We start from the raw sequence: 19,466 nt of genomic DNA, 5'->3' as shown, positions 1-19,466 counted from the left end.
GAGTGCTCTTGAAGCCCTATCCGTTCACCGCTGTCGTCGGGATGCCGGACCTGCGTCTGGCGCTCGTCCTGTCCTCGATCTCGCCCGCGGTCGGCGGGGTGCTGGTGCGGGGCGAGAAGGGCACCGCGAAGTCGACCATGGTGCGCGCGCTCGCCGGGCTGCTGCCGGGCGTCGACGTGGTGGACGGCTGCCGGTTCTCGTGCGACCCGGCCGCCCCGGACCCGGCGTGCCCGGACGGCCCGCACGCGGCGGGCGTTGCCGCGCACCGGCGGCCGGCCCGGCTGGTGGAGCTGCCGGTCGGCGCGGCCGAGGACCGGGTCGTCGGCTCGCTGAACCTGGAGAAGGCGCTGGCCGAGGGCGTCACCGACTATCAGCCCGGCCTGCTGGCCGCCGCGCACCGCGGGCTGCTGTACGTCGACGAGGTCAACCTGCTGCACGACCACCTGGTGGACACGCTGCTCGACGCGGCGGCGATGGGCCGCGCGACGGTCGAGCGCGAGGGCGTTTCCGTCTCGCACGCGGCGAGGTTCGTGCTGATCGGGACGATGAACCCGGAGGAAGGCGAGCTGCGGCCGCAGCTGCTCGACCGGTTCGGGCTGACTGTCGAGGTCGCGTCGAGCCGGGATCCGGAGCAGCGCGTCGAGGTGGTCCGGCGGCGGCTCGCCTACGAAGCGGATCCGGACGGTTTCGCCGACGGCTACGCGGCGGCGGATGCGGCTCTGTCAGCGGAGATCGAGGCGGCGCAACGGCTTTTGCCGTCGGTGAAGCTGCCGGACGAGGCGCTGCGGCAGATCGCCGAGGTGTGCGCGTCGTTCGAGGTCGACGGCATGCGCGCGGACATCGTCACGGCGCGGACCGCGGTCGCGCACGCGGCGTGGGCCGGGCGCGACGAGGTCACCACCGAGGACATCCGGGTCGCGGCGCGGCTCGCGCTGCCGCACCGGCGGCGGCGGAATCCGTTCGACGCGCCGGGGATTTCCGAGGAACAGCTCGAGCAGGCGTTGGAGGATTCGCAGCCGCCGCCCGAGGGGCCGGACGACGACGGCGGCGGCCCTGGCGGTGGTCCTGGTCCGGACGACGGCGGGCCGGTTCCGGACGGTGGGCCGTCCGAGGGGGCTCCGCCTTCTTCTGGGGAGGCTCCTTCGGGCAACGGGTCTTCGCCGCAGAAGACGGTCAATGCGGGGGATACGTTTCGTGCGCGGGTGTTCCGGGTGAAGGGCACCGGTGAGGGCGAACGCGGCCGCCGGTCGCGGGCCATCACCGACACCGGCCGGACGATCGGCGTGCAGCCGCCCAGCGTGCGCGACGGACGCCCGCATCTGGTCGCGACGATCCGGGCCGCGGCACCGCATCAGCGGGCAAGGGGCCGGTCCGGGCCGAGCCTGGAGGTGCGGTCGCCGGACCTGCGCTTCGCGCTGCGCGAGGGCCGCGAGGGCAATCTGGTGCTGTTCTGCGTGGACGCGTCGGGCTCGATGGGCGCGCGGGCGCGGATGCGGGAAGTGAAGACCGCGGTGCTTTCCCTGCTGTTGGACGCTTACCAACGGCGCGACAAGGTCGGTCTGGTCACGTTCCGTGGCGCGGAGGCCGAACTGGCGCTCCCGCCGACGATCAGCGTCGAAGCCGCCGCGGCCCGGCTCGACGGCCTGCCGACCGGCGGGCGCACCCCGCTCGCCGAGGGATTGCTGGAGGCCGCGCGGGTGCTGCGGGTCGAGGCGATCCGGGATCCGCGCCGTCGTCCGCTGCTGGTGCTGGTCACCGACGGCCGGGCCACGAGCGGTTCCGACGCGGTCGCCCGCGCAGAAGGCCGCCGCGGGCTTGCTGACCGACGTGACGACGATCGTGATGGACTGCGAGAGCGGCCGGATGCGCCTCGGTCTCGCCGCGGAATTGGCCGGGCACTTGGGCGCCGAGCACGTGCCACTGTCCGATGTGGCCGCTGAGTCGCTCGCTTCGGCGGTGCGCGAACGAACGGGGAGGGCTGCCTGATGCCCCAGGGCAAACCTGAGGTCGTGCCGAAGGACGGGCTCACCACGCGGCAGCGCCGCAACCGTCCGCTGCTCGCCGTGCACACCGGGGAGATGAAAGGGAAGTCCACCGCGGCGTTCGGCATGGCGCTGCGCGCGTGGAACCAGGGCTGGTCGATCGGCGTGTTCCAGTTCGTGAAGTCGGCGAAATGGCGCGTCGGCGAGGAAGCCGCGTTCAAGGCGCTCGGCAAGCTGCACGACGACACCGGACAGGGCGGCGCGGTCGAGTGGCACAAAATGGGCGAGGGCTGGAGCTGGTCGCGCAAACAAGGGTCCGAAGAGGACCATGCCGCCAACGCCCGTGAAGGCTGGGCGGAAATCAAACGCCGGCTCGCCGCCGAAACACACGATTTCTATGTCCTGGACGAATTCAGCTACCTGCTCAAATGGGGCTGGCTCGAGGTGGACGACGTCGTGTCCACTTTGGTCTCCCGGCCTGGGCACCAGCACGTGGTCATCACCGGCCGCTATGCGCCGCCGGAACTGATCGAGGCCGCGGACCTGGTCGCCGAGATGACGAAGGTGAAGCACCCGATGGACGCCGGGCAGAAAGGCCAGCGGGGGATCGAGTGGTAGCGCGGGTCGTCGTCGCCGCGCCCGGTTCCGGGCACGGCAAGACCACCATCGCGGCCGGGCTCATGGCCGCGTTGCGCGCCGCCGGGCACACGGTGTCCGGGCACAAGGTCGGGCCGGACTTCATCGATCCCGGCTACCACTCGCTGGCCACCGGCCGCCCGGCGCGGAACCTGGACCCGTTCCTGCAGGGCGAGGACGCGCTGGTTCCATTGCTGCGACACGGTTCCGCAGGTGCGGACATCGCCGTCATCGAAGGCGTGATGGGCCTGTTCGACGGTGCTTTGGGCACCGAAGGCTATGCGTCGACCGCGCACGTCGCGCGGTTGCTCGACGCGCCGGTCGTGCTGGTGGTCGACGCTTCGGCGGCTTCACGCAGTGTCGCCGCGACGGTGCTGGGGTTCGCGCAGTACGACACTCGCGTCCGGCTGGCCGGGGTGATCCTGAACAAGCTGGGCTCGCAACGGCACGAGGACGAGATCGTCACCGCGCTGGAAGCGACTGGCGTACCGTTGCTGGGTGCGTTGCGCCGCAACGAAAACGTGCACGCGCCGAGTCGGCACCTCGGGCTGGTTCCGGCGGCGGAACGGGCCGCGGAGTCGCAGCGATTGCTGCCGGAGCTTGCTGGCTGGGTCGCTGCGGGCGTCGATCTCGAAGGTGTTGTGCGGGTTGCACGGAGTGCTCCCGCGCTGACCGGTCCTTTGTGGAATGCCGGTCCGGAGTGGGACGGTCCACGTGCGACACTCGCCGCTGCCGGAGGACCGGCGTTCACCTTCCGCTACGCCGAGAACATCGAGCTGCTAGCCGCACGCGGAATCGACGTGGTCGACATCGATCCGTTGCGGGACAAGGCGTTGCCGCCTGACTGCGCTGGCCTGTACTTCGGCGGCGGTTTCCCGGAGGTGCACGCCGCCGAGCTATCGTCCAATGTAGAGCTTCGCGCCTCTGTCGGTGCCGCGATTGAATCGGGGATGCCGGTGAGCGCCGAGTGCGCGGGTTTGCTCTATCTATGCCAATCTCTGGACGGCCTGCCGATGGTGGGTGCCGTCGCGGCGGAAGCGACCATGACCGCGCGAGGGAAACTCGGTTACCGCCGTGCGGTGTCGGTCGCCGACAATGTCCTCGCCGCGGCCGGACAGCGGGTCACCGGACACGAATTCCACCGCACCGAAATCACTCCCGCACATGGTGAAACGGCGGCCTGGGGCTGGGATCGCGGCCTGGACGGGTTCGCGTCAGCCTCGCTGCACGCGTCGTACCTGCACGTCCACTGGGCCGGACATCCCGAGCTGGCGGACCGCTTCGCCGCGCAGGTACGCGCGCATTCCCTGGCGGCGGCCCATGGCTGAGTACGACCTCCACCATCACGGCGATCGCGAAGTCGGCGGCGGTCTCGTGGATCTCGCGGTGAACGTCCGGCTCCCGGTTCCGCCCGCGTGGCTTCGTGCGGAACTCGCTGCGGCACTGGACGATCTCGCTGCCTACCCGGACCCGACTCGCGCCGCGGAAGCCGTCGCCGCCCGGCACGGCCGGGACTTCGACGACGTGCTGGTGACCGCCGGCGCCGCAGAAGCGTTCACGCTGCTGGCGTCGATCCCGGCGAAGCACGCGGTGGTGGTGCACCCGCAATTCACCGAACCGGAAGCCGCGCTGCGCGCCGCCGGACGCGCGGTCGACCGCGTCATCCTGTCCGAAGTGGACGGATACCGGCTGGATCCCTCCCTTGTTCCCGCTTCGGCGGACCTGGTTTTCGTCGGCAACCCGACCAACCCGACCTCGGTCCTGCACCCCGCTTCCTCTCTGCGTGCCCTGGCGCGCCCCGGCCGGGTGCTCGTGGTTGACGAAGCTTTCCTCGACGCTGTCCCCGGAGAGGTCGAAAGCCTTGCCGGAGAACGAATCCCGGGCGTCGTGGTGCTGCGAAGCCTCACCAAGACCTGGGGGCTCGCGGGCTTGCGGGCCGGTTACGTCCTCGGCGAACCGTCACTGATCGCCCAGTTGCGCGCGGTGCAGCCACCTTGGTCAGTGTCCACATTGGCCGCCGTGGCGACGGTCGCCTGTTGCCGCCCGGCCGCGTTGGAAGAGGCCGAAAAACTGGCCGCCGCCGCCGAAGCCGACCGCGACTACCTGGAATCCGGCCTGGCCGCACGGGGAATTCCGGTACTCGGCACCCCGCGCGGACCGTTCGTGCTGATCCGCATCCCCGACGGGGCAAACGTCCGGCTGCGACTGCGCGAAGCAGGCTACGCCGTCCGCCGCGGCGATACGTTCCCCGGCCTCGGCCCGGACCACCTGCGAATCGCCGTCCGCGACCGCGCGACAACGGACGCTTTCCTGGCCGCGTTGGGTTAATGGTTCTGGAGCGCGGTGAATTCCTCCAGCCAAGCGTAGTTCGGCGCGATCGTGCCGTCGGCGTTTTTCTGGACGGTCGCCCGCGCGAACACGCTGTTCAGCAACCACGGCGGGGTCTGCGGTCCGAAGTCCGCTCCCTTGAGCGCGGCAATGCCCTGGTCGATGCCGTACGCGGCGACGGCGAGCTTGCCGGTCGCGCGGAACTTGGTCATCTGGTCGGTCAGGAAGTGCTTGTTGTTCTCGAACCACGGACTGCTGCGGAGGAAATCGTCCCATCGCGGTTTGGGGAACGGCTGGTGCAGCGCGTTGCGGATGACCTGCCAGACCTTCGTGTCCTCGGGGACGTGGTATTTGGCCGCGTACTCGGCCGAGATCCGGTCGGCGAGGTGTTTCTTCCACAGCTGGACCAGCGAGAACTCGGTGACGAGGAACTTCTTTTCGCCCAGCTTGGGCAGCACGTAGTCGAGGAAGGCCTGAACGTCGTCCGGTGCACCGACGTGGGGATGGATGTCGGTCCCGGCGATTTCCGGGGTGTCGCGGGCGTACTTCATCCAGCGTTCAGTGCCGGAGCCAGTCCACTTCGGATCTTCGAGATTGTTGAGCGCGCCCATGTACAGGACGGTTTTGCCCTTGCGGCTCTTGATCACGTGGCCAGCGATGGCCTCGTAGAAATCGTTGAGCGCGCCGTTGTTCCAATCGGCCTTCGGGCATTCGATGAACGGCTCGTTGCCGATCACCAGGATGTCGACCTTGTCCATGACCGCGGGCAGCAGCTTGTCGAGCCGCGCGAGATCCGCCTGCATCGCCGGGGTGTCGGGCCGCGGAATCTGCTGATGGGAATCGGGAAAGTACGGGAACTTGAGCGACAGCACCGTTCCGTATCCCCGGTCGCCGGCCTGCAGCAAAGTCTTGACCGTCGGGTTTTCGGCCGGACTGTGTTTGTCCAGGTCGGGCATCGCGGTGAACCCGCGGACCCACTTCGTGCCGGAACGCTGAAGCTCGTCCCAGCCCATCGTGTCCGGATCGGCGTTGAAGTTCGCCCCGAGCACACCGTCCGGCGGCGGCACTGTTTTGTCCGGTGCCGGACTGTCCGATGTCGAACAAGCGGCCGCGCCGAAAACCGAAAGACCGGCCACCGCGGACAACTGGAACAGCCGTCGCCGGTTGAGGGGTAAGCTGGGTGCCACCATCCCTTGGTAACACGAAATTGGCCCGTGCCGCAGCCTGGACAGCGGTAATCTGACTGATATGCCCGGAGATCCCGCTCGCGTTTACGGCACCTACCGTCAGGCCCTGCGGGATCTGCGCACCGCCCTCGGCCCGGAAAACCGGTTGCTGCACGAGCTTTCCTGGGAGGAAGATCAAGCTCTGGCCGCGGTCAGCCTGACGCTTTTCCCAGCTCGTTTCGACGGCCTCGGCTGGCCGGCCGAGCACGTGCTGACCCAAGCCGTCGAGCCGGACTACGAGCGAGCCGCGCGACTGCTCGGCGACCTCGTGCTCCAGCATTCGCCGGAGCACGCCGACGCGGTGGTGTTCTGGGGAAACCTGGCGATCCCGACGGTGCGCCTGCCCGCGCGCCTGGCCGCCGCGAACGCGGGCGAACTGATGGACACGGGAGACGACGTGTGGATCTACCTGCCGGACCGGAATGTGCTGGTCGAGTACTGGCATTCCGGCCGGATCACCGCCGGGAAGCTCTCATGACGCGGCCGTTGACCTCGAACGAGCGTGCGGTGCTGCGCCGAGTCCTGATTGGACACCCGCTCCTGCTAGCACAAGTAGACCAAGCAGAGGTCGTCTCGAACTGGGCACCGGGCTCGGTGAGCATCGACCTCACAGTCCCCAACGCGATCCCGGACGGCGACCTGACCGGCGTGTTCCCCCGGCGGGCGATGGTGGCGGAGGCCGGCGAGATCCTCGTGTGGCTCACCCGGGGCGTACTGTCCGGTTTGGAATACGCCTGGTACACCGACCCGCCGACCACCCTGCCGGACGCCGCGGCGATCTCTGTGCCGGGTGTGCTTGAGGAGTGGCTGAACCGAGTCGCGGAAAGCGGCGGCTCGGCGCACTTCGACGAACTGGGCCTGGACTGGCAGCACCCCGCACGATGGCTGACCGTGCTCGACACCGCCGCGACACCCTTGGCGCGGACGGGCCGCACCGTGGCCGTAGTCGTGCCGCTGCGGATCAGGGAAACCGTTCCGGCGCAGGTGGATTGGGAGCTGGTCAAGTCCACTGTGCACGATCTCGAACCACCGTCCGTGGTGGTCACCCAGCCAGCGGCGATGCGTACCGTCGAGCTGGACGTGGAGGAACACCGATTCCCGCTGCCCCAGGTAGATGGCGCGGATTACGCCTATGTGCGTTACTGGCGGGACCCCGAGGAGATCGTCGCTGGCGAGGAGTACACGGGCGCTGCCTACCTCGTCCGGGATCTTGCGTGAGTCAAGCCGTCGCCAGCAACGCGGCGGCCACCGCGACCTCGACGCACCCGCCGAGGACGTCGCCGGTCACTCCGCCGATGCGCTGGACGCACCGTGCGAGCAAAGCGCCCGCCGCCGCGTAACCGAGCGCGACCGCGAGAACCCCGCGCCACCACGGCAATCCCGGAGCCACCGCGGCACACCCCGCCGCGACCACGAACACCACCGCGGCCACCACCACCGGAACCGACCCGGCGACCGTCGCGCCCAACCCCTCCGGCCGGGCCGAGGGGACCCCTCGCGCACAGCACAGCGACAGCACACACCGTCCACACAGGACGGACAAGACCGCCGCGGCGATCCCGTGCCCGTGTGCGATCGCGCCAGTCAGCGCGCCGGTCTGGACGAGCAGCACGAACAGCAGCGTCGCGACCCCGGTGGGCCCAGAATCGCCGCGACGCATGACATCGAGGGCTTTCGCGCGGTCGTAGGAGGCACCGAGGCCGTCGGCGGTGTCGGCGAGCCCGTCGAGATGCAGCCCGCGACTACCGAGCGCCACCGCCCCCAGCGCCAACGCGGCGACGGCCAGCGCAGGCAACCCGATCGCGGTCCCTCCCGCCACGACCAACCCCGCCACCGCGGCAAGGGGGAGCGCGGCGAGCGGCCCGAGCGCCATCGCCACCCCAGCCACCCGCCGATCGATCACGCGCGGAGCGGGACCGGGACGGTGGTCAGGGTGCCGACGGCCAGCCGGATGCCATCGCCGAGCGGGGTCACGGCTTGCGCCCCAATGTGGCGTTGGGTGCATGCGGTGGCGGAGCGGATGCCGCGCCGAACGCGGAACCGTGCGCGCCGGATGCGATACCGGGCGCGATGGATGCACCGGATGCCGCTTTGGGTGCATGCGGTAGCGGAGTGGATGCCGCGCCGAACGCAGAACTGGCCGCGATGGATGCCGTTCCGGGTGCGCCGGATGCACCGAACGCCACATTGGGTGCGTCAGATGCACCCAATGCCACATTGGGGCGATCCTCGGCGAACCGAACCCCGGACCAACGCCGGGGTGCCACAGGCCGAACCGAGGGTCGAACCGCGAATCGCGTCCCAGCCAAAGCCAAAGCCGACGCCCTACCCAACCCCGTCACCCGAGGTCCGCCAGCAAACCCATGTCCGCGATAACCGCCCGGGCCGCCCGCAGCGTAGGTACCGCCTGGACCGCACCGCTGCCCTCCCCGAGCCGCAGGCCCAGGTCGAGGATCGGCGTCAACCCCAGTGCCTTCAACGCAAACGCTTGCGCCGGTTCGGTCGAACGGTGCCCGGCCAGCCACCACTGCTCCGCGCCGGGCGCGATGTCCCGGGCCACCAAAGCCGCCGTCGCGGAGAAGATTCCGTCCAGTACCACCGGGATTCCCCGGACCGCCGCCTCCACCAGGAAGCCCGCCGTCGCGGCCAGGCAGGCGCTGCCCAGGGCGGTGAGGCGGTCGAACGAGTCGGTCACCGGTCGCCGGGACAGTGCGGCCGCGATCACCGCGGTCTTGCGCTGCAGAGCCTCCCCGGACACGCCGGTGCCCGTCCCGACCACCTCGGCAGCGGGCAAACCCAACGCCGAAGCCACGACCGCGGCACAGACCGTCGTGTTGCCGATGCCCATGTCGCCGGGGATGAGAACGTCCGCAGTGGACTCCGAGGCAGCGATCTCCCGGCCCGCCTCGAAAGCCGCGAGCGCCTCGCCGGGGGCCAAAGCGTCCTCGACGTCGATCGCCCCCGAGCCGCGGCGGATTTTGTGGGCGGTGACCTCGTCGGGAACGTCCGTCGCATCCCAATCGACCGCTATGTCGGCTACCCGCACGCGAGCCCCGACCTGCGCCGCGAGCACGGTCACCCCGCTGCGGCCGGCCAGGAACACGCGCACCATCGCCGCCGTCACCTCGCGCGGGTAAGCCGACTGGGCCGACACCCCGTGGTCGCCGGCGAAGACGACCACGCGGACATCGTCCAGCGGGCGCGGCGGGACGACGCCGTGCGCCGCGCTCAGCCAGGCCGCCAGTTCCTCCAGCCTGCCGAGCGCGCCGACCGGTTTGACCAGGCCGTCCAGCCGCTCCAGCGCGGCGGCTCGGGCGGCGGCGTCCGGGACGGGGATGGCGAAACGCGGCACGGCTAGCTCCTCACGGAAGGTCGAGCACCCGCCCGGCGACGATGAGCGACACCCGGTCGCTGTCGGCGGACACTCGGTTGTTGAGTGCGCCCAGCACATCACGGAAAAGCCGTCCGGACACCGTTGCGGGCACCACACCGCTGCCGACCTCGTTGCTGACCGCGACGACCGGCACCCGCGCCTGGCTCCACGCGGCGAGGAAATCCTCGAGCCGGTCGTCCAGTCTGTGCTCCCAGCCCGGTTTGCCCGTCCACGCGCCGACCTCGTCGAGCACCCGGGAGAGCCAGGTGCCGAGGCAGTCGATCAGCAACGGGCTCGTCGCGTTGCGCAGCACGGTCGCGAGATCGGTGGTCTCGACCGTCGTCCAGTGGCGCGGGCGCCGCGCCCGGTGCGCCTCGACGCGCGCGGCCCATTCCGGATCCTCCGCGGACGGGGGCAGCCCGGGAGCGACGTACACGAGGTGGGGGTGGTGCGCGACGAGCCGCTCCGCGTGCCTCGACTTGCCCGAGCGAACCCCGCCGAGAACGAGCACCTTGCCGTCGTCGCGTCCGTACCGGCGGAGGGCCTGCGCCAGGGTTTCGAGAGACCCGGCGAGCCGGTGCGTCAGCTTGGTCATACCCGGCATTCTCTCCCGCGCGCTACGGTTCGCCACGTGCCACTCCGACAATCCGTCACCGCGGCCGGGATGATCGCCGGATACGCCGCCGACGCGTGGTTGCGCGACCCGCGCCGGGGCCATCCGGTCGCCGTCTTCGGCACCGCCGCTGGCCAGCTGGAACGCTGGTGGTGGGCCGATTCCAAGCCACGCGGCGCGGCGTATGCGACGGTCTGCGCGGGCTCGGTCGCCGGGCTGGGAATGCTGGCCGAACGAGCCGTCCGGAACCGGCCGGGTGTCCGTTTTGTCTTGATCGCTGTCGCGACGTGGGCCGTCCTCGGCGGTCGCGGGCTCGCCGCGGAGGGGCGCGAAATGGCGCGATTACTCGAATCGGGTGAATTGCCCGCTGCCCGGCAGCGGCTCAGCCACCTCTGCGCGCGCGACGCCACCGGTCTCGACGCGGCCGAGCTGACCCGCGCGGCCACCGAATCGATCGCCGAGAACACATCGGACGCTGTGGTCGCGCCGTTGCTCTGGGGTGCGGTCGCGGGCGTGCCGGGCCTGCTCGGCTACCGCGCGGTGAACACTTTGGACGCGATGGTCGGCTACCGCTCACCGAAACACCGCAACTTCGGCTGGTTCGCCGCGCGCACGGACGACTGGGTCAACCTGGTGCCCGCGCGCGTCGGCGCGCTGCTCACGGTGGTCGCCGCACCGCTGGCCGGCGGACGCGCGCGGTCGGCTTGGCGGGCTTGGCGACGCGACGGCGGCTCGCACCCGAGCCCGAACGCGGGCCAGGTCGAGGCCGCGTTCGCGGGTGCGCTGGACGTCCGGCTCGGGGGCACGAACACCTATCACGGCGAGGTCGAACGCCGGAGCACGCTGGGTGACGGCCGTCCGCCGGGAGCGAGCGATCTGCGCCGGGCGGTGCGGTTGTCGAGGCTGGTCGGGGCGGCGGCGCTGGCGGTCGCGGCCGGGATCGCGGTGGCGCGATGAGCGGGCTGCTGATCGCCGGGACCACTTCGGACGCCGGGAAAAGCCTGGTCACCGCCGGAATCTGCCGGTGGTTCGCGCGGCGCGGGGTGCGGGTCGCGCCGTTCAAGGCGCAGAACATGTCGAACAACTCGATGGTCTGCGCGGACGGCGCGGAGATCGGCCGGGCGCAGTGGCTGCAGGCGCGGGCCGCGCGGGTGGAGCCGGAAGCGGCGATGAATCCCGTGCTGCTCAAGCCGGGCAGCGATCGGCGCAGCCATGTCGTCGCGCTCGGCAAGCCGTACGGCACGCTCGAAGCCGGGGAGTACGCCACTGGGCGCGCCGGGCTCGCGGAGATCGCTTTCGGCGCGTTTGCCGAGCTGCAGCAACGGTTTGACCTCGTGGTGTGCGAGGGCGCGGGCAGTCCGGCCGAGATCAACCTGCGCTCCGGCGACTACGTGAACATGGGCCTGGCACGGCGGTTTTCCTTGCCGGTGCTGGTGGTGGGCGACATCGACCGCGGCGGGGTGCTGGCCGCGATGTTCGGCACGCTCGCGCTGCTCTCGGCCGAGGACCAGGCGCTGGTCGCGGGCTGGCTGGTGAACAAATTCCGCGGCGACGTCGGGCTGCTGCAACCTGGCCTGAACAGTTTGGAAAAGGCCACCGGACGGCCGGTTCTGGGGGTGCTGCCGTGGCTGGACCGGGTGTGGATCGACTCCGAGGACGCGCTCGCCGCGGCCGGATGGCGGCATGAAGCCGCGCAGCGCGGCTTGCGGGTCGCGGTCGTGAGATTCCCCCGTGCCTCCAACGCCACCGACGTGGACGCGCTCGCGGCCGAGCCCGGCGTCACGGTCAGCCTGACCGCCGATCCGGACACGGTCGCCGCGGCGGATCTCGTCGTGCTGCCCGGCTCTCGGGCCACTGTGGACGATCTGAACTGGTTGCGTACCCGAGGTTTGGCGGACGCGGTGACCGCCCGTGCCGCCGCGGGACGTCCGGTGCTGGGGATCTGCGGCGGGTACCAGATGCTCGCGGAGTCCATTGAGGACGACGTCGAATCCGGGGCCGGTCTCGTCGACGGGCTCGGCCTGCTGCCGACGCGCGTGACGTTCGCGGGGGAGAAGGTGCTCGGCCGTCCGGTCGGCGAATGGCGCGGGCACCGGGTCGAGGCGTACGAGATCCACCACGGCAGCGCCGGTCCGGCCGACGCGGAGTCGTTTTTGGACGGTTACCGTGTTGGTTCGGTATGGGGCACGACGTGGCACGGCGCGCTGGAGAACGACGGGTTCCGCCGCGCTTGGCTTACCGAAGCGGCGGCGCAGGCCGGGATCGAGTGGCAGGCGGCCGAGGGCGCACCGGGCTTCGCGGACCTGCGCGAGGACATGCTGGACCGGCTGGCGGACGCGATCCAGTCCGAAGTGGACACCGGAATGCTGATGGCGCTGGCGGAGGCGGGCGCTCCAGGTGGGCTGCCGTTCGTTCCGCCGGGCGCGCCCTGACGATTCAGGCGAGCCCGGCGTCGTGGACCAGGATGGCGACCTGAGTCCGGTTCGCCGCTTCGGTTTTGGTCATGATTCGTCCAAGGTGGACTTTCACGGTCGCCTCGCTGAGCCCGAGTGTGCGGCCGATCTCGGCATTGCTTGAACCCTGCGCGACGGCCACCGCCACCTCGCGTTCACGCGGCGTCAGCGGTTCGAGCCGGGCACGGGCGGAGGTCGGGGTGGCGGCGGTGGCGAAGTGCGTCAGCAGCCGTCGGGTGATCGACGGGGACAGCATCGCCTCGCCGCTGCCGACCACGTGCATCGCTTTGACCAGCTCGCGCGGCGGCGTGTCCTTGAGCAGGAAACCCGTGGCACCGTGGCGAAGCGCCTCGTGCACGTACTCGTCGAGGTCGAACGTCGTCAGCACCACCACCGCGGGCGCGTCCGGTTCGGCGGTCACCAGTCGGGTCACCTCCAGTCCGTCGACCTCGGGCATCTGCACGTCGGTGAGCACGAGGTCCGGCCGGTGCTCGCGGACCAGCGCCAGCACCCCGCGGCCGTCGCCCGCCTCCGCGACCACCTCGATCCCCGGATCGGACTCGAGGATCATCCGGATGCCGCTGCGCACGAGCACCTCGTCGTCGATCAGCAGGACCTTCAGCACTTTTCCTCCGCTCGCAACGGGAACGCGGCCCGCACCCGGTAGCTGCCCGCGCCGTCCGGACCGGCGTGCAGCGTCCCGCCGGTCAGCGTGACGCGTTCCCGCATGCCGATCACCCCGTAGCCCGCGCCCGGCAGCCCGGCCGAGTCGGCGAGCGGGTTGGCCACCTCGACCACCAGGTCGTCGTCCGAAGTGGACAGTCGCACGTCGATCGCCGTTCCCGGCGCGTGTTTCGCGGCGTTGGTGAGCGCTTCCTGCACGATCCGGTAAGCCGCGCGCCCGACCGGATCGGGCACGTCCGGCATCGGGTCCGGCAGGCTGGCGCGCACCTGGGCACCGGCGGCGGCGAGGTCGTCGGCGAGCTGGAGGACCCCGCTCAACGTCGGGTCCGGCAGCGATCGCGGCTCCGGACCGTCGTCGCGCAGCACCTGCAGGATGTCGCGCAATTCGTTGAGCGCGGCGGAACTCGATTCGCGGATCACCTCGGCGAGCTGCGCGGTCTCGTCGTCCTTCGCCCGCACGGAAAGCGCGCCCGCCTGCAGCGCGACAATGCTGACCCGGTGCGCGACGACGTCGTGCATCTCGCGCGCGATCCGCCGCCGCTCGGCCGTCACGGCCCGCTCGCCGAGCAGGTCGCGCTCGCGTTCGGCCTGCTCCGCACGGTCACGCAAGGCGGCGAGCAAGGCCGCGCGCTGGTGCATCCACAGCCCGGCCAGCGCCGGGAGCACGACCAGCAGCAGGGAGATCCCGAACGACCTCCAGTCCTCCAGAGTCGACGGCCGGAAAAACGAAGCCATCAGCCCGATTTCCGCCAGCACGGCGACGGCGGTCGGCCAGCGGAGCCCGCGCACCGAAGCGACGGTGTAGAGGGTGACTGAGGTCGCCCACATGGGTGGCGTGGCGAGCGCGACCCCGACTGTCACCAGCATCGCGATCAGCGGGAACCGCCGCCGCAGCAGCACCGCCACGCACGTCACGGCGACCGCGATCGGCCAGAACCACGGACGGTTCGCCCCCGGCAGCTCGCCGGCCAGCGTGAGCCCGAGCACGCCGAGCGCGACGGCGAGGTCGATCAAGCGGTTGCGCACCAGACCACCGTAGGCGTTGCCCGAAATTCCCTGACCTCGTGGCCGGGGCGGGAAGATCAGCTGCTGGCGAAGGAGCGGATCGAGGCGAGCAGGCCGTCCAGGTGGGGCTCGAACCCTGGCCGGGGCGGCTCGGGGCAGCCGGGGAGTTCGGCGCACCCGGGCAGGAGCCGACGGAGTGAATCGACGGTGCGGCGCTGGTGGAACGGGTTGTCCGGGACTGAGGAGAGCACGCTGACTGGCATGGGGAGCGTGGCCAGCTCGTCGTCGGTGACGCCGCGCAGGGTTTGCCCGTCCAGGAAGGCGCGGACCGTCTCCGGTGAGGCACCGCGGGCGGCCAGATCGGCGCTGGAGTCCACGGGGGTGGCTGGCCAGGCCAGCAGCAGCCGGTCGATCCGCTGGGGAACGGCCAGCGCGAGCCGGACAGCCGCGGAGCACCCGTTCGAACCGGCGACGACGGCGACCGGCTGCCCGGGCAGGGCGGCCGTTAGATGCGCGGCTTCGGCGAGCCAGTCCGCCGGACGGCGGAGGCGATCGGGGGCCAGCACCGTGGCACCGTCGCGGCGGAGGCCGTCGGCGATTCCCGGCCGCGTCCAGAACCGCTCGGCGTCCATCTCGTCCCACAGTCCGCCGTGGATCAGGAGAAGCGTGCTCACCGCGTGCGGCCGGCTGGGGTGATGCCCAGCGTTTTCGTCAGGTCCAGCAGTTCCGCGCGGTACAGCCGCGCCGGGTCGAGCACCTGCGGCCGCAGATGCCCGTACACCTCCAGTGCCACCAGGCCGTGCATCCGCCCCCAGACTCGCATCGCGAGGGCGACCGCCGCGGGCGGCAGGCCGGGGAACCCTTTCCGGATCACCGCGGCGAAACCGGGGTCGAAATCCGGCCATTCGTAGCCGTCGTCGGACAGTCGTTTGCTCGCCTGCGGCCAGGCGTCGGCGACGAGGCCGGTGAGCACCGCGCAAGCCCGGTGTTCCGCGTCCGCCGCCGCCCCGCCTTCGGGGGCTTGGTAACCGGGAAGCGGATCGCCGTAGATGAGCTGGAATTCCTCCGGGCGCCCGACCGCCCAGTCCCGGAAGGCTTCGCCGACGGCGAGCACCCGGCCGGCCGGATCGTCCTCCGGCACCGCGTCGCGGGCGGCTTCTTCCTTGTCCGCCAACGCGGAGTAGATCTCCGCGATCAACGCGTTGACCAGGTCGTCGCGGGTGGCGTAGTAGCCGTACAGCGCGCCCGCGGTCATGCCCATCTCGCGCGCGATGGCCCGCAGCGAAATGGCGGACGGCCCGCCTTCGGCCATCAGCCTCAGCGCGATCGCCTTGATTTCCTGGCTGGCTTCCGCGCGCAGCCGTTCCCGTCTGCTGGGCACCCGAGCTTCCACGCTTGACACTCTACAGTGCTCGGCTACTATTCGCCGTACTGTTACTGAACGCCGTGTAGTAATTGATAGCCGTGTAGAACGGCTCGGAGGAAACACTCGATGGAGACCTCAGTCGCCCGGCGGTCCGGGCTGGCCCTGGCGCTGCTGGCGTTCGCCCAGTTCGTGATCGCGCTGGACTACAACATCGTTTACGTCGCGTTGCCGGACATCGGCCGTGAACTGGGCTTCACCGCGCAGTCGCTGCAGTGGGTCGTCAGCGCGTACGCCGTGGGGTTCGGCGGATTCCTGCTGTTCGGCGGCCGGATCGTCGACAGATTCGGGGCCCGCCGGACCTTCGTCACGGGCCTGGTTGTCTTCGGGCTCGCCTGTCTCGCCGGGGGTTTCGCGACCAGCCCCGGAATCCTGGACGCCGCGCGCGCCGTGCAAGGCCTCGGCGCCGCGCTGCTCGCCCCGGCGACGCTCGCGTTGATCAGCACGAGCTTCGCCGAAGGTCCTGCTCGCAACCGCGCGCTGGCGGTGTGGGGCGCGGCGGGCAGCGGCGGACTCGCGGCCGGTGCGTTGCTCGGCGGCGTGCTCACCAACGCGCTGGGCTGGCAGTGGGTGCTGTTCCTGTTGGTACCGCTGGCCTTGGGCTCAGCGCTGGCCGCCCGTCCGGTGCTCGCCGCCGACCCCGTCCGTTCCGCGCCCGGCGGCGGATTCGACCTCGCCGGCGCGATCGTCGCCAGCGCCGGATCCTCGCTGCTGGTTCTCGGCCTGGTCAACGGACCGGAGGCGGGCTGGGTTTCCTGGCGGGGCATCGGGGCCCTGCTCGGCGGGGCGCTGCTGCTGACCGTGTTCGTCGTCGTGGAGAAGCGCACTCGCGACCCGTTGGCCCCGCCGCGCTTGTTCGGCAACCGAGGCCTGATCGTCGCGATGGGCGTGATCCTCGTCTTCCAGAGCGGCCTCGGCGGGGCGTACTACCTGTTCACCGCGTACTTGCAGAACGTACTGGGGTACAACGCTTTGCAGGCCGGTCTCGCGTTCCTGCCGCTGACTCTCATCTCGATGACCGCGTCTCTGAAGCTGACCGGGATCCTCCTCGGCCGCTGGGGAATCCGCACGACACTGCTCACCGGCATGCTCGTCAACGGCGTCGGGCTGGCCTTGCTGGCCGCGGGAATGGCCGTCGGCGCGTCGTTCTGGACTGTCCTCGCCGGACTTGTCGTCTGGGGGATCGGCGGCGGACTGACCTTCCCGGCGATGTTCGTCTCCGCGGCCTCCGGCGTCGCGCCGGGAGAACAGGGCGTCGCCTCCGCGCTGGCGACCACCTCGCAGCAAATCGGCGGCGCGATCGGCCTCGCGGTACTCGTCGCGATCGCCAACGCGGGCCTCGACCCGCATCCGGGCGCGACGCCGGAGCCGTCCGCGGCGGTCGGCGGACTTCGCGTCGCGCTGTGGGTCGCCGGGATCGCCTCGGTGGCCGGCGGCTTCCTCGCGTTCCTGGCGAAACGCTCGCGGGAGCACACCCCGACGGCACCCGACGCCGTCGGCGCTTCCGCCGAATAATCCACTGAAAGGGAGAAACCTCAATGAGCACCTATGGCAGCGATCTCGTGCGGGCTTACTTCGAGGCATGGAACACCTTTGACGCCGACCAGCGCCGCAGCACACTCGAAACGATCTTCGCCGAGGACGCCAGCATCGTCGACCCGGACTGGACCGCCGAGGGCCGGGACGCGATCGTCGACGCGGTCGGCGCGGCCCGCGAAAAGCTGGGCGATCTCGCCCTCGGCCTGACCCGGCTGATCAGCGCGCACCACGACGTGGCCTTGTACGCGTGGCACCTCGGCAGCGAGGCCGAGCCGGTGGCCGCCGGATACGGCGTCCTCACGTTCGACAAGGACCGCATCACGCAGGCACGCAACTTCTTCGGCTGATCCACCGGCCGGGCAGCGCCCTCCGCACGCTGCCCGGCCCGGCCGCCGAACGAGTCGCGATCGGCCGCAGGCCCGGGTACTCTCCCGGCGTCGCGATCAGACCCAGCCCGGGAGTGCGGATCATGTCTTACGCCGTCGATTTCACCACCGTGTCGACCGTCGGCCTGGAGTCCTCTCCGGTCGCGGACGCGCTCGCCGGGCTGCGGGCCAATGAGGCGCGCTACTTCAAGAACAAGTACGACCACGTCTTCACCGTCGAGCCCGCGGCCGAGGCCGAGGCGACCGTCGGCTGGGTGCACCGGATTCTCCGGGAAGAGCGCGACATCGTCATTTCCTCACCGCCGCTGGAGGCCACCGAATTCGAGGTCGACGGCATCCGGATGGCGTACGTCTTCTACGAGAGCGGCCTCTCGATCAACGTCATGTACACCCTCGAAGCGTCCGGCAAACGCGCCGTCGGGTTCAAGCTCTCCGACGGGATGGACGTCCCCGAAGAACTCGGCAGCTTCAAGTTCGCGCGTCAGAAATCGAAGCTGGCCGGGACGATTCGCGGGTCCTACTTCGTCATCAAGAACGAGTACTGACCCGAAGCGCGGCGCTGCGCAGGCACAGCAGCAACGGCAGCGAACTGTCGTCGCGCAGCCGGGCGGGCAGTGCGGTCGCTTCGCTCAGCGGCACGCCGTCGGTCAGTTCCTGGCCTAGCGCGGCCAGATCGACTTCGAGGACGGTGACTCCGGCGCTGTAGAGCCGTTCCGCACCCTTCGGTCGGCGGCTGGTCAGCTCGGCGCTGTCGACGGACAACTGGGTGACGCCGAAGAACTCCGGTTTCGCGCCTCGTTCCAGCCAGCGGGCGAAGCCGGTCAGCCGTGTCGAGGAGATCTCGTCGGGGCGGACGGCGGCTTCCTCGCACAGTTCGCGTTCCATTCCGGCGCACACCGCGGTGTGCAGGCTTCGCCGGGTTCCTCCTTGCGGGGTAAGGAGATCCTGCGGTTCGAGGCTCCCGCTGCCGGACGGGGCGAGCAGCAGGCCGCTGGCCGAGTTCCGGGCCGACTGGCGGACGACGACGAGCAGGCCGTCGGAGGTGAACGCGATCGTGGACACGCCGACGAGATCGGCGAGCGTGCTCGCGGCGAGGCTGCGCAGGGCACCGGACGAGTCGGTCAGTTCCTCGTGGCGCAGGTCGTACTCGCGGCCGTCGGCGGTGTTCGTGATGCGCAGCGAGGCCAGTTCGTTGCTGCAGACGGCGTCGAAGAACCGGGCGCGGTGCAGGACGATCGGGGCCGGGCGCGCGCCGGACGCGGGCAATGGTTCGCCGCGCATGCCGATGATCGGGCCGTTGAATAGCAGGCGTCCGCGGGCTCGCAGCGGCAGCACGTGCGGCGCGGTGGCTTTCAGCTTCGCGGGCAGCCGGTAGGGGTCCTCGGCGACGGTGATGCTGAAGGTGCTTTCGGTGAGCGCTGCGTCGATGCCGTCGCTGACCAATGCCGTGCCACGGGCCGGAATCGCCACGTACTGCGAGTCGGGATACGCGCGTGGCGGCGGTGTTTCGGCGATGGGGAACGGCGCGACGATCGCGGTGAACTCGTAGCCTGCCCAGCGTTTCCGCAGCAAGCGGATGTCGCGCACGAGCGTCAGCAGGCCGAGCAGGAGCGCGACGATCGACACGACGACGCCGAACGCGCTCGGCAGGATCGTGACCGCCCCGAGCACGACGCCGAGCGCGGACACCGCGACCGGCCATTCCCCGGCTCCGACGAAGAAGAGATAGTCGGCCGTGGCCCGGGCCCGGCGGGTCAGTTTTCCCATCGCCGCACTGTCTAGCACGGATCCGCCCGGCTGTCGGCCCACTTTCGGCAA

Annotated in this window: 18 protein-coding genes and 2 pseudogenes; 11 read left to right on the top strand and 9 right to left on the bottom strand. The window is 70.6% G+C overall.

What is annotated here, in order from left to right:
* Positions 1-8: 8 nt before the first annotated feature.
* The 4 genes and pseudogenes from RPX00_RS00600 to cobC all read left to right on the top strand — a co-directional run bounded on the left by RPX00_RS00600 (position 9) and on the right by cobC (position 4,946).
* Positions 9-1,986: pseudogene (locus RPX00_RS00600) on the top strand (putative cobaltochelatase).
* Positions 1,986-2,600: a cob(I)yrinic acid a,c-diamide adenosyltransferase gene (gene cobO / locus RPX00_RS00595; protein ID WP_406636372.1), complete on the top strand. Its 615-nt coding sequence runs from the start codon at positions 1,986-1,988 to the stop codon at positions 2,598-2,600. The pseudogene RPX00_RS00600 and the gene cobO overlap by 1 nt, the downstream one beginning before the upstream one ends.
* A complete protein-coding gene (locus RPX00_RS00590; RefSeq protein ID WP_406636370.1) occupies positions 2,594-3,946 on the top strand; it encodes a cobyrinate a,c-diamide synthase in 1,353 nt (450 codons plus the stop codon). Before cobO ends, RPX00_RS00590 begins: the two co-directional genes overlap by 7 nt.
* On the top strand, positions 3,939-4,946 hold the full coding sequence (cobC, locus tag RPX00_RS00585) for an Rv2231c family pyridoxal phosphate-dependent protein CobC (protein ID WP_406636368.1): 1,008 nt from the start codon (positions 3,939-3,941) through the stop codon (positions 4,944-4,946). Before RPX00_RS00590 ends, cobC begins: the two co-directional genes overlap by 8 nt.
* On the opposite strand, the gene RPX00_RS00580 is transcribed toward cobC, so the two are convergent.
* On the bottom strand, positions 4,943-6,133 hold the full coding sequence (locus tag RPX00_RS00580) for a DUF2613 domain-containing protein (protein ID WP_406636366.1): 1,191 nt from the start codon (positions 6,131-6,133) through the stop codon (positions 4,943-4,945). The two genes, cobC and RPX00_RS00580, sit on opposite strands and share 4 nt — an antisense overlap.
* Positions 6,134-6,194: 61 nt before the next feature.
* On the opposite strand from RPX00_RS00580, the gene RPX00_RS00575 reads away from it, so the two are divergent.
* Together RPX00_RS00575 and RPX00_RS00570 are read left to right on the top strand one after the other, a co-directional pair.
* Positions 6,195-6,650, top strand: a complete 456-nt coding sequence (locus tag RPX00_RS00575; protein ID WP_406636364.1) for a hypothetical protein — start codon at positions 6,195-6,197, stop codon at positions 6,648-6,650.
* Positions 6,647-7,390 carry a hypothetical protein gene (locus RPX00_RS00570; RefSeq protein WP_406636362.1) on the top strand — a complete coding sequence of 248 codons (744 nt, stop codon included), beginning with the start codon at positions 6,647-6,649 and terminating at the stop codon, positions 7,388-7,390. The genes RPX00_RS00575 and RPX00_RS00570 overlap by 4 nt, the downstream gene beginning before the upstream one ends.
* A gap of 1 nt (position 7,391) precedes the next feature.
* Here the strand turns inward: RPX00_RS00570 and RPX00_RS00565 are convergent.
* From RPX00_RS00565 to RPX00_RS00555, 3 genes and pseudogenes are all read right to left on the bottom strand, one after another.
* A pseudogene (locus tag RPX00_RS00565) lies at positions 7,392-8,119 on the bottom strand (adenosylcobinamide-GDP ribazoletransferase).
* Positions 8,120-8,510: 391 nt separating this feature from the next.
* On the bottom strand, positions 8,511-9,524 hold the full coding sequence (cobT, locus tag RPX00_RS00560) for a nicotinate-nucleotide--dimethylbenzimidazole phosphoribosyltransferase (protein ID WP_406636360.1): 1,014 nt from the start codon (positions 9,522-9,524) through the stop codon (positions 8,511-8,513).
* Between the two features lie 10 nt (positions 9,525-9,534).
* The gene (locus tag RPX00_RS00555) at positions 9,535-10,140 is read right to left on the bottom strand and encodes a bifunctional adenosylcobinamide kinase/adenosylcobinamide-phosphate guanylyltransferase (protein WP_406636358.1); all 606 of its coding nucleotides are present in this window, start codon (positions 10,138-10,140) and stop codon (positions 9,535-9,537) included.
* Between the two features lie 36 nt (positions 10,141-10,176).
* On the opposite strand from RPX00_RS00555, the gene RPX00_RS00550 reads away from it, so the two are divergent.
* Positions 10,177-11,115 carry a cobalamin biosynthesis protein gene (locus tag RPX00_RS00550; RefSeq protein ID WP_406636356.1) on the top strand — a complete coding sequence of 313 codons (939 nt, stop codon included), beginning with the start codon at positions 10,177-10,179 and terminating at the stop codon, positions 11,113-11,115.
* A complete protein-coding gene (locus tag RPX00_RS00545) occupies positions 11,112-12,590 on the top strand; it encodes a cobyric acid synthase (protein ID WP_406636355.1) in 1,479 nt (492 codons plus the stop codon). The genes RPX00_RS00550 and RPX00_RS00545 overlap by 4 nt, the downstream gene beginning before the upstream one ends.
* A gap of 4 nt (positions 12,591-12,594) precedes the next feature.
* Here RPX00_RS00545 and RPX00_RS00540 read toward each other — a convergent pair whose 3' ends face one another.
* The 4 genes from RPX00_RS00540 to RPX00_RS00525 are packed head-to-tail and all read right to left on the bottom strand — an operon-like array spanning position 12,595 to position 15,693.
* Entirely contained in the window at positions 12,595-13,236 is a 642-nt protein-coding gene (locus tag RPX00_RS00540) for a response regulator (protein ID WP_406636353.1), read from the bottom strand.
* A complete protein-coding gene (locus RPX00_RS00535; RefSeq protein ID WP_406636351.1) occupies positions 13,230-14,321 on the bottom strand; it encodes a sensor histidine kinase in 1,092 nt (363 codons plus the stop codon). Before RPX00_RS00535 ends, RPX00_RS00540 begins: the two co-directional genes overlap by 7 nt.
* 56 nt (positions 14,322-14,377) lie before the next feature.
* Positions 14,378-14,974 (bottom strand): alpha/beta fold hydrolase, encoded by a 597-nt coding sequence (locus RPX00_RS00530; protein ID WP_406636349.1) that lies wholly within the window; start codon positions 14,972-14,974, stop codon positions 14,378-14,380.
* The gene (locus RPX00_RS00525; protein WP_406636347.1) at positions 14,971-15,693 is read right to left on the bottom strand and encodes a TetR/AcrR family transcriptional regulator; all 723 of its coding nucleotides are present in this window, start codon (positions 15,691-15,693) and stop codon (positions 14,971-14,973) included. The genes RPX00_RS00530 and RPX00_RS00525 overlap by 4 nt, the downstream gene beginning before the upstream one ends.
* A gap of 99 nt (positions 15,694-15,792) precedes the next feature.
* On the opposite strand from RPX00_RS00525, the gene RPX00_RS00520 reads away from it, so the two are divergent.
* The 3 genes from RPX00_RS00520 to RPX00_RS00510 all read left to right on the top strand — a co-directional run bounded on the left by RPX00_RS00520 (position 15,793) and on the right by RPX00_RS00510 (position 18,193).
* Positions 15,793-17,238 (top strand): MFS transporter, encoded by a 1,446-nt coding sequence (locus tag RPX00_RS00520; protein ID WP_406636345.1) that lies wholly within the window; start codon positions 15,793-15,795, stop codon positions 17,236-17,238.
* Between the two features lie 23 nt (positions 17,239-17,261).
* On the top strand, positions 17,262-17,609 hold the full coding sequence (locus RPX00_RS00515) for a nuclear transport factor 2 family protein (RefSeq protein WP_406636343.1): 348 nt from the start codon (positions 17,262-17,264) through the stop codon (positions 17,607-17,609).
* Positions 17,610-17,731: 122 nt separating this feature from the next.
* Positions 17,732-18,193, top strand: a complete 462-nt coding sequence (locus tag RPX00_RS00510; RefSeq protein ID WP_406636341.1) for a phage tail protein — start codon at positions 17,732-17,734, stop codon at positions 18,191-18,193.
* Here RPX00_RS00510 and RPX00_RS00505 read toward each other — a convergent pair.
* Positions 18,177-19,415 (bottom strand): hypothetical protein, encoded by a 1,239-nt coding sequence (locus RPX00_RS00505; protein ID WP_406636339.1) that lies wholly within the window; start codon positions 19,413-19,415, stop codon positions 18,177-18,179. The genes RPX00_RS00510 and RPX00_RS00505 overlap by 17 nt on opposite strands.
* Positions 19,416-19,466: the final 51 nt, after the last annotated feature.

The organism is Amycolatopsis sp. WGS_07 (genome assembly GCF_045278895.1).
In the GTDB taxonomy this organism is placed as follows: Bacteria; Actinomycetota; Actinomycetes; order Mycobacteriales; family Pseudonocardiaceae; genus Amycolatopsis.
Note: the sequence above shows the minus strand (reverse complement) of the source record. Positions and strands in the feature narration are given on the sequence as shown.

Bases quoted from the DNA above. Each gene is read 5' to 3' on its own strand.
- RPX00_RS00510 (WP_406636341.1), top strand. From the start codon at position 17,732: ATGTCTTACGCCGTCGATTTCACCACCGTGTCGACCGTCGGCCTGGAG.
- RPX00_RS00520 (WP_406636345.1), top strand. From the start codon at position 15,793: ATGGAGACCTCAGTCGCCCGGCGGTCCGGGCTGGCCCTGGCGCTGCTG.
- RPX00_RS00570 (WP_406636362.1), top strand. From the start codon at position 6,647: ATGACGCGGCCGTTGACCTCGAACGAGCGTGCGGTGCTGCGCCGAGTC.
- cobO (WP_406636372.1), top strand. From the start codon at position 1,986: ATGCCCCAGGGCAAACCTGAGGTCGTGCCGAAGGACGGGCTCACCACG.
- RPX00_RS00575 (WP_406636364.1), top strand. From the start codon at position 6,195: ATGCCCGGAGATCCCGCTCGCGTTTACGGCACCTACCGTCAGGCCCTG.
- RPX00_RS00515 (WP_406636343.1), top strand. From the start codon at position 17,262: ATGAGCACCTATGGCAGCGATCTCGTGCGGGCTTACTTCGAGGCATGG.
- cobC (WP_406636368.1), top strand. From the start codon at position 3,939: ATGGCTGAGTACGACCTCCACCATCACGGCGATCGCGAAGTCGGCGGC.
- RPX00_RS00545 (WP_406636355.1), top strand. From the start codon at position 11,112: ATGAGCGGGCTGCTGATCGCCGGGACCACTTCGGACGCCGGGAAAAGC.
- RPX00_RS00505 (WP_406636339.1), bottom strand. From the start codon at position 19,415: ATGGGAAAACTGACCCGCCGGGCCCGGGCCACGGCCGACTATCTCTTC.
- RPX00_RS00555 (WP_406636358.1), bottom strand. From the start codon at position 10,140: ATGACCAAGCTGACGCACCGGCTCGCCGGGTCTCTCGAAACCCTGGCG.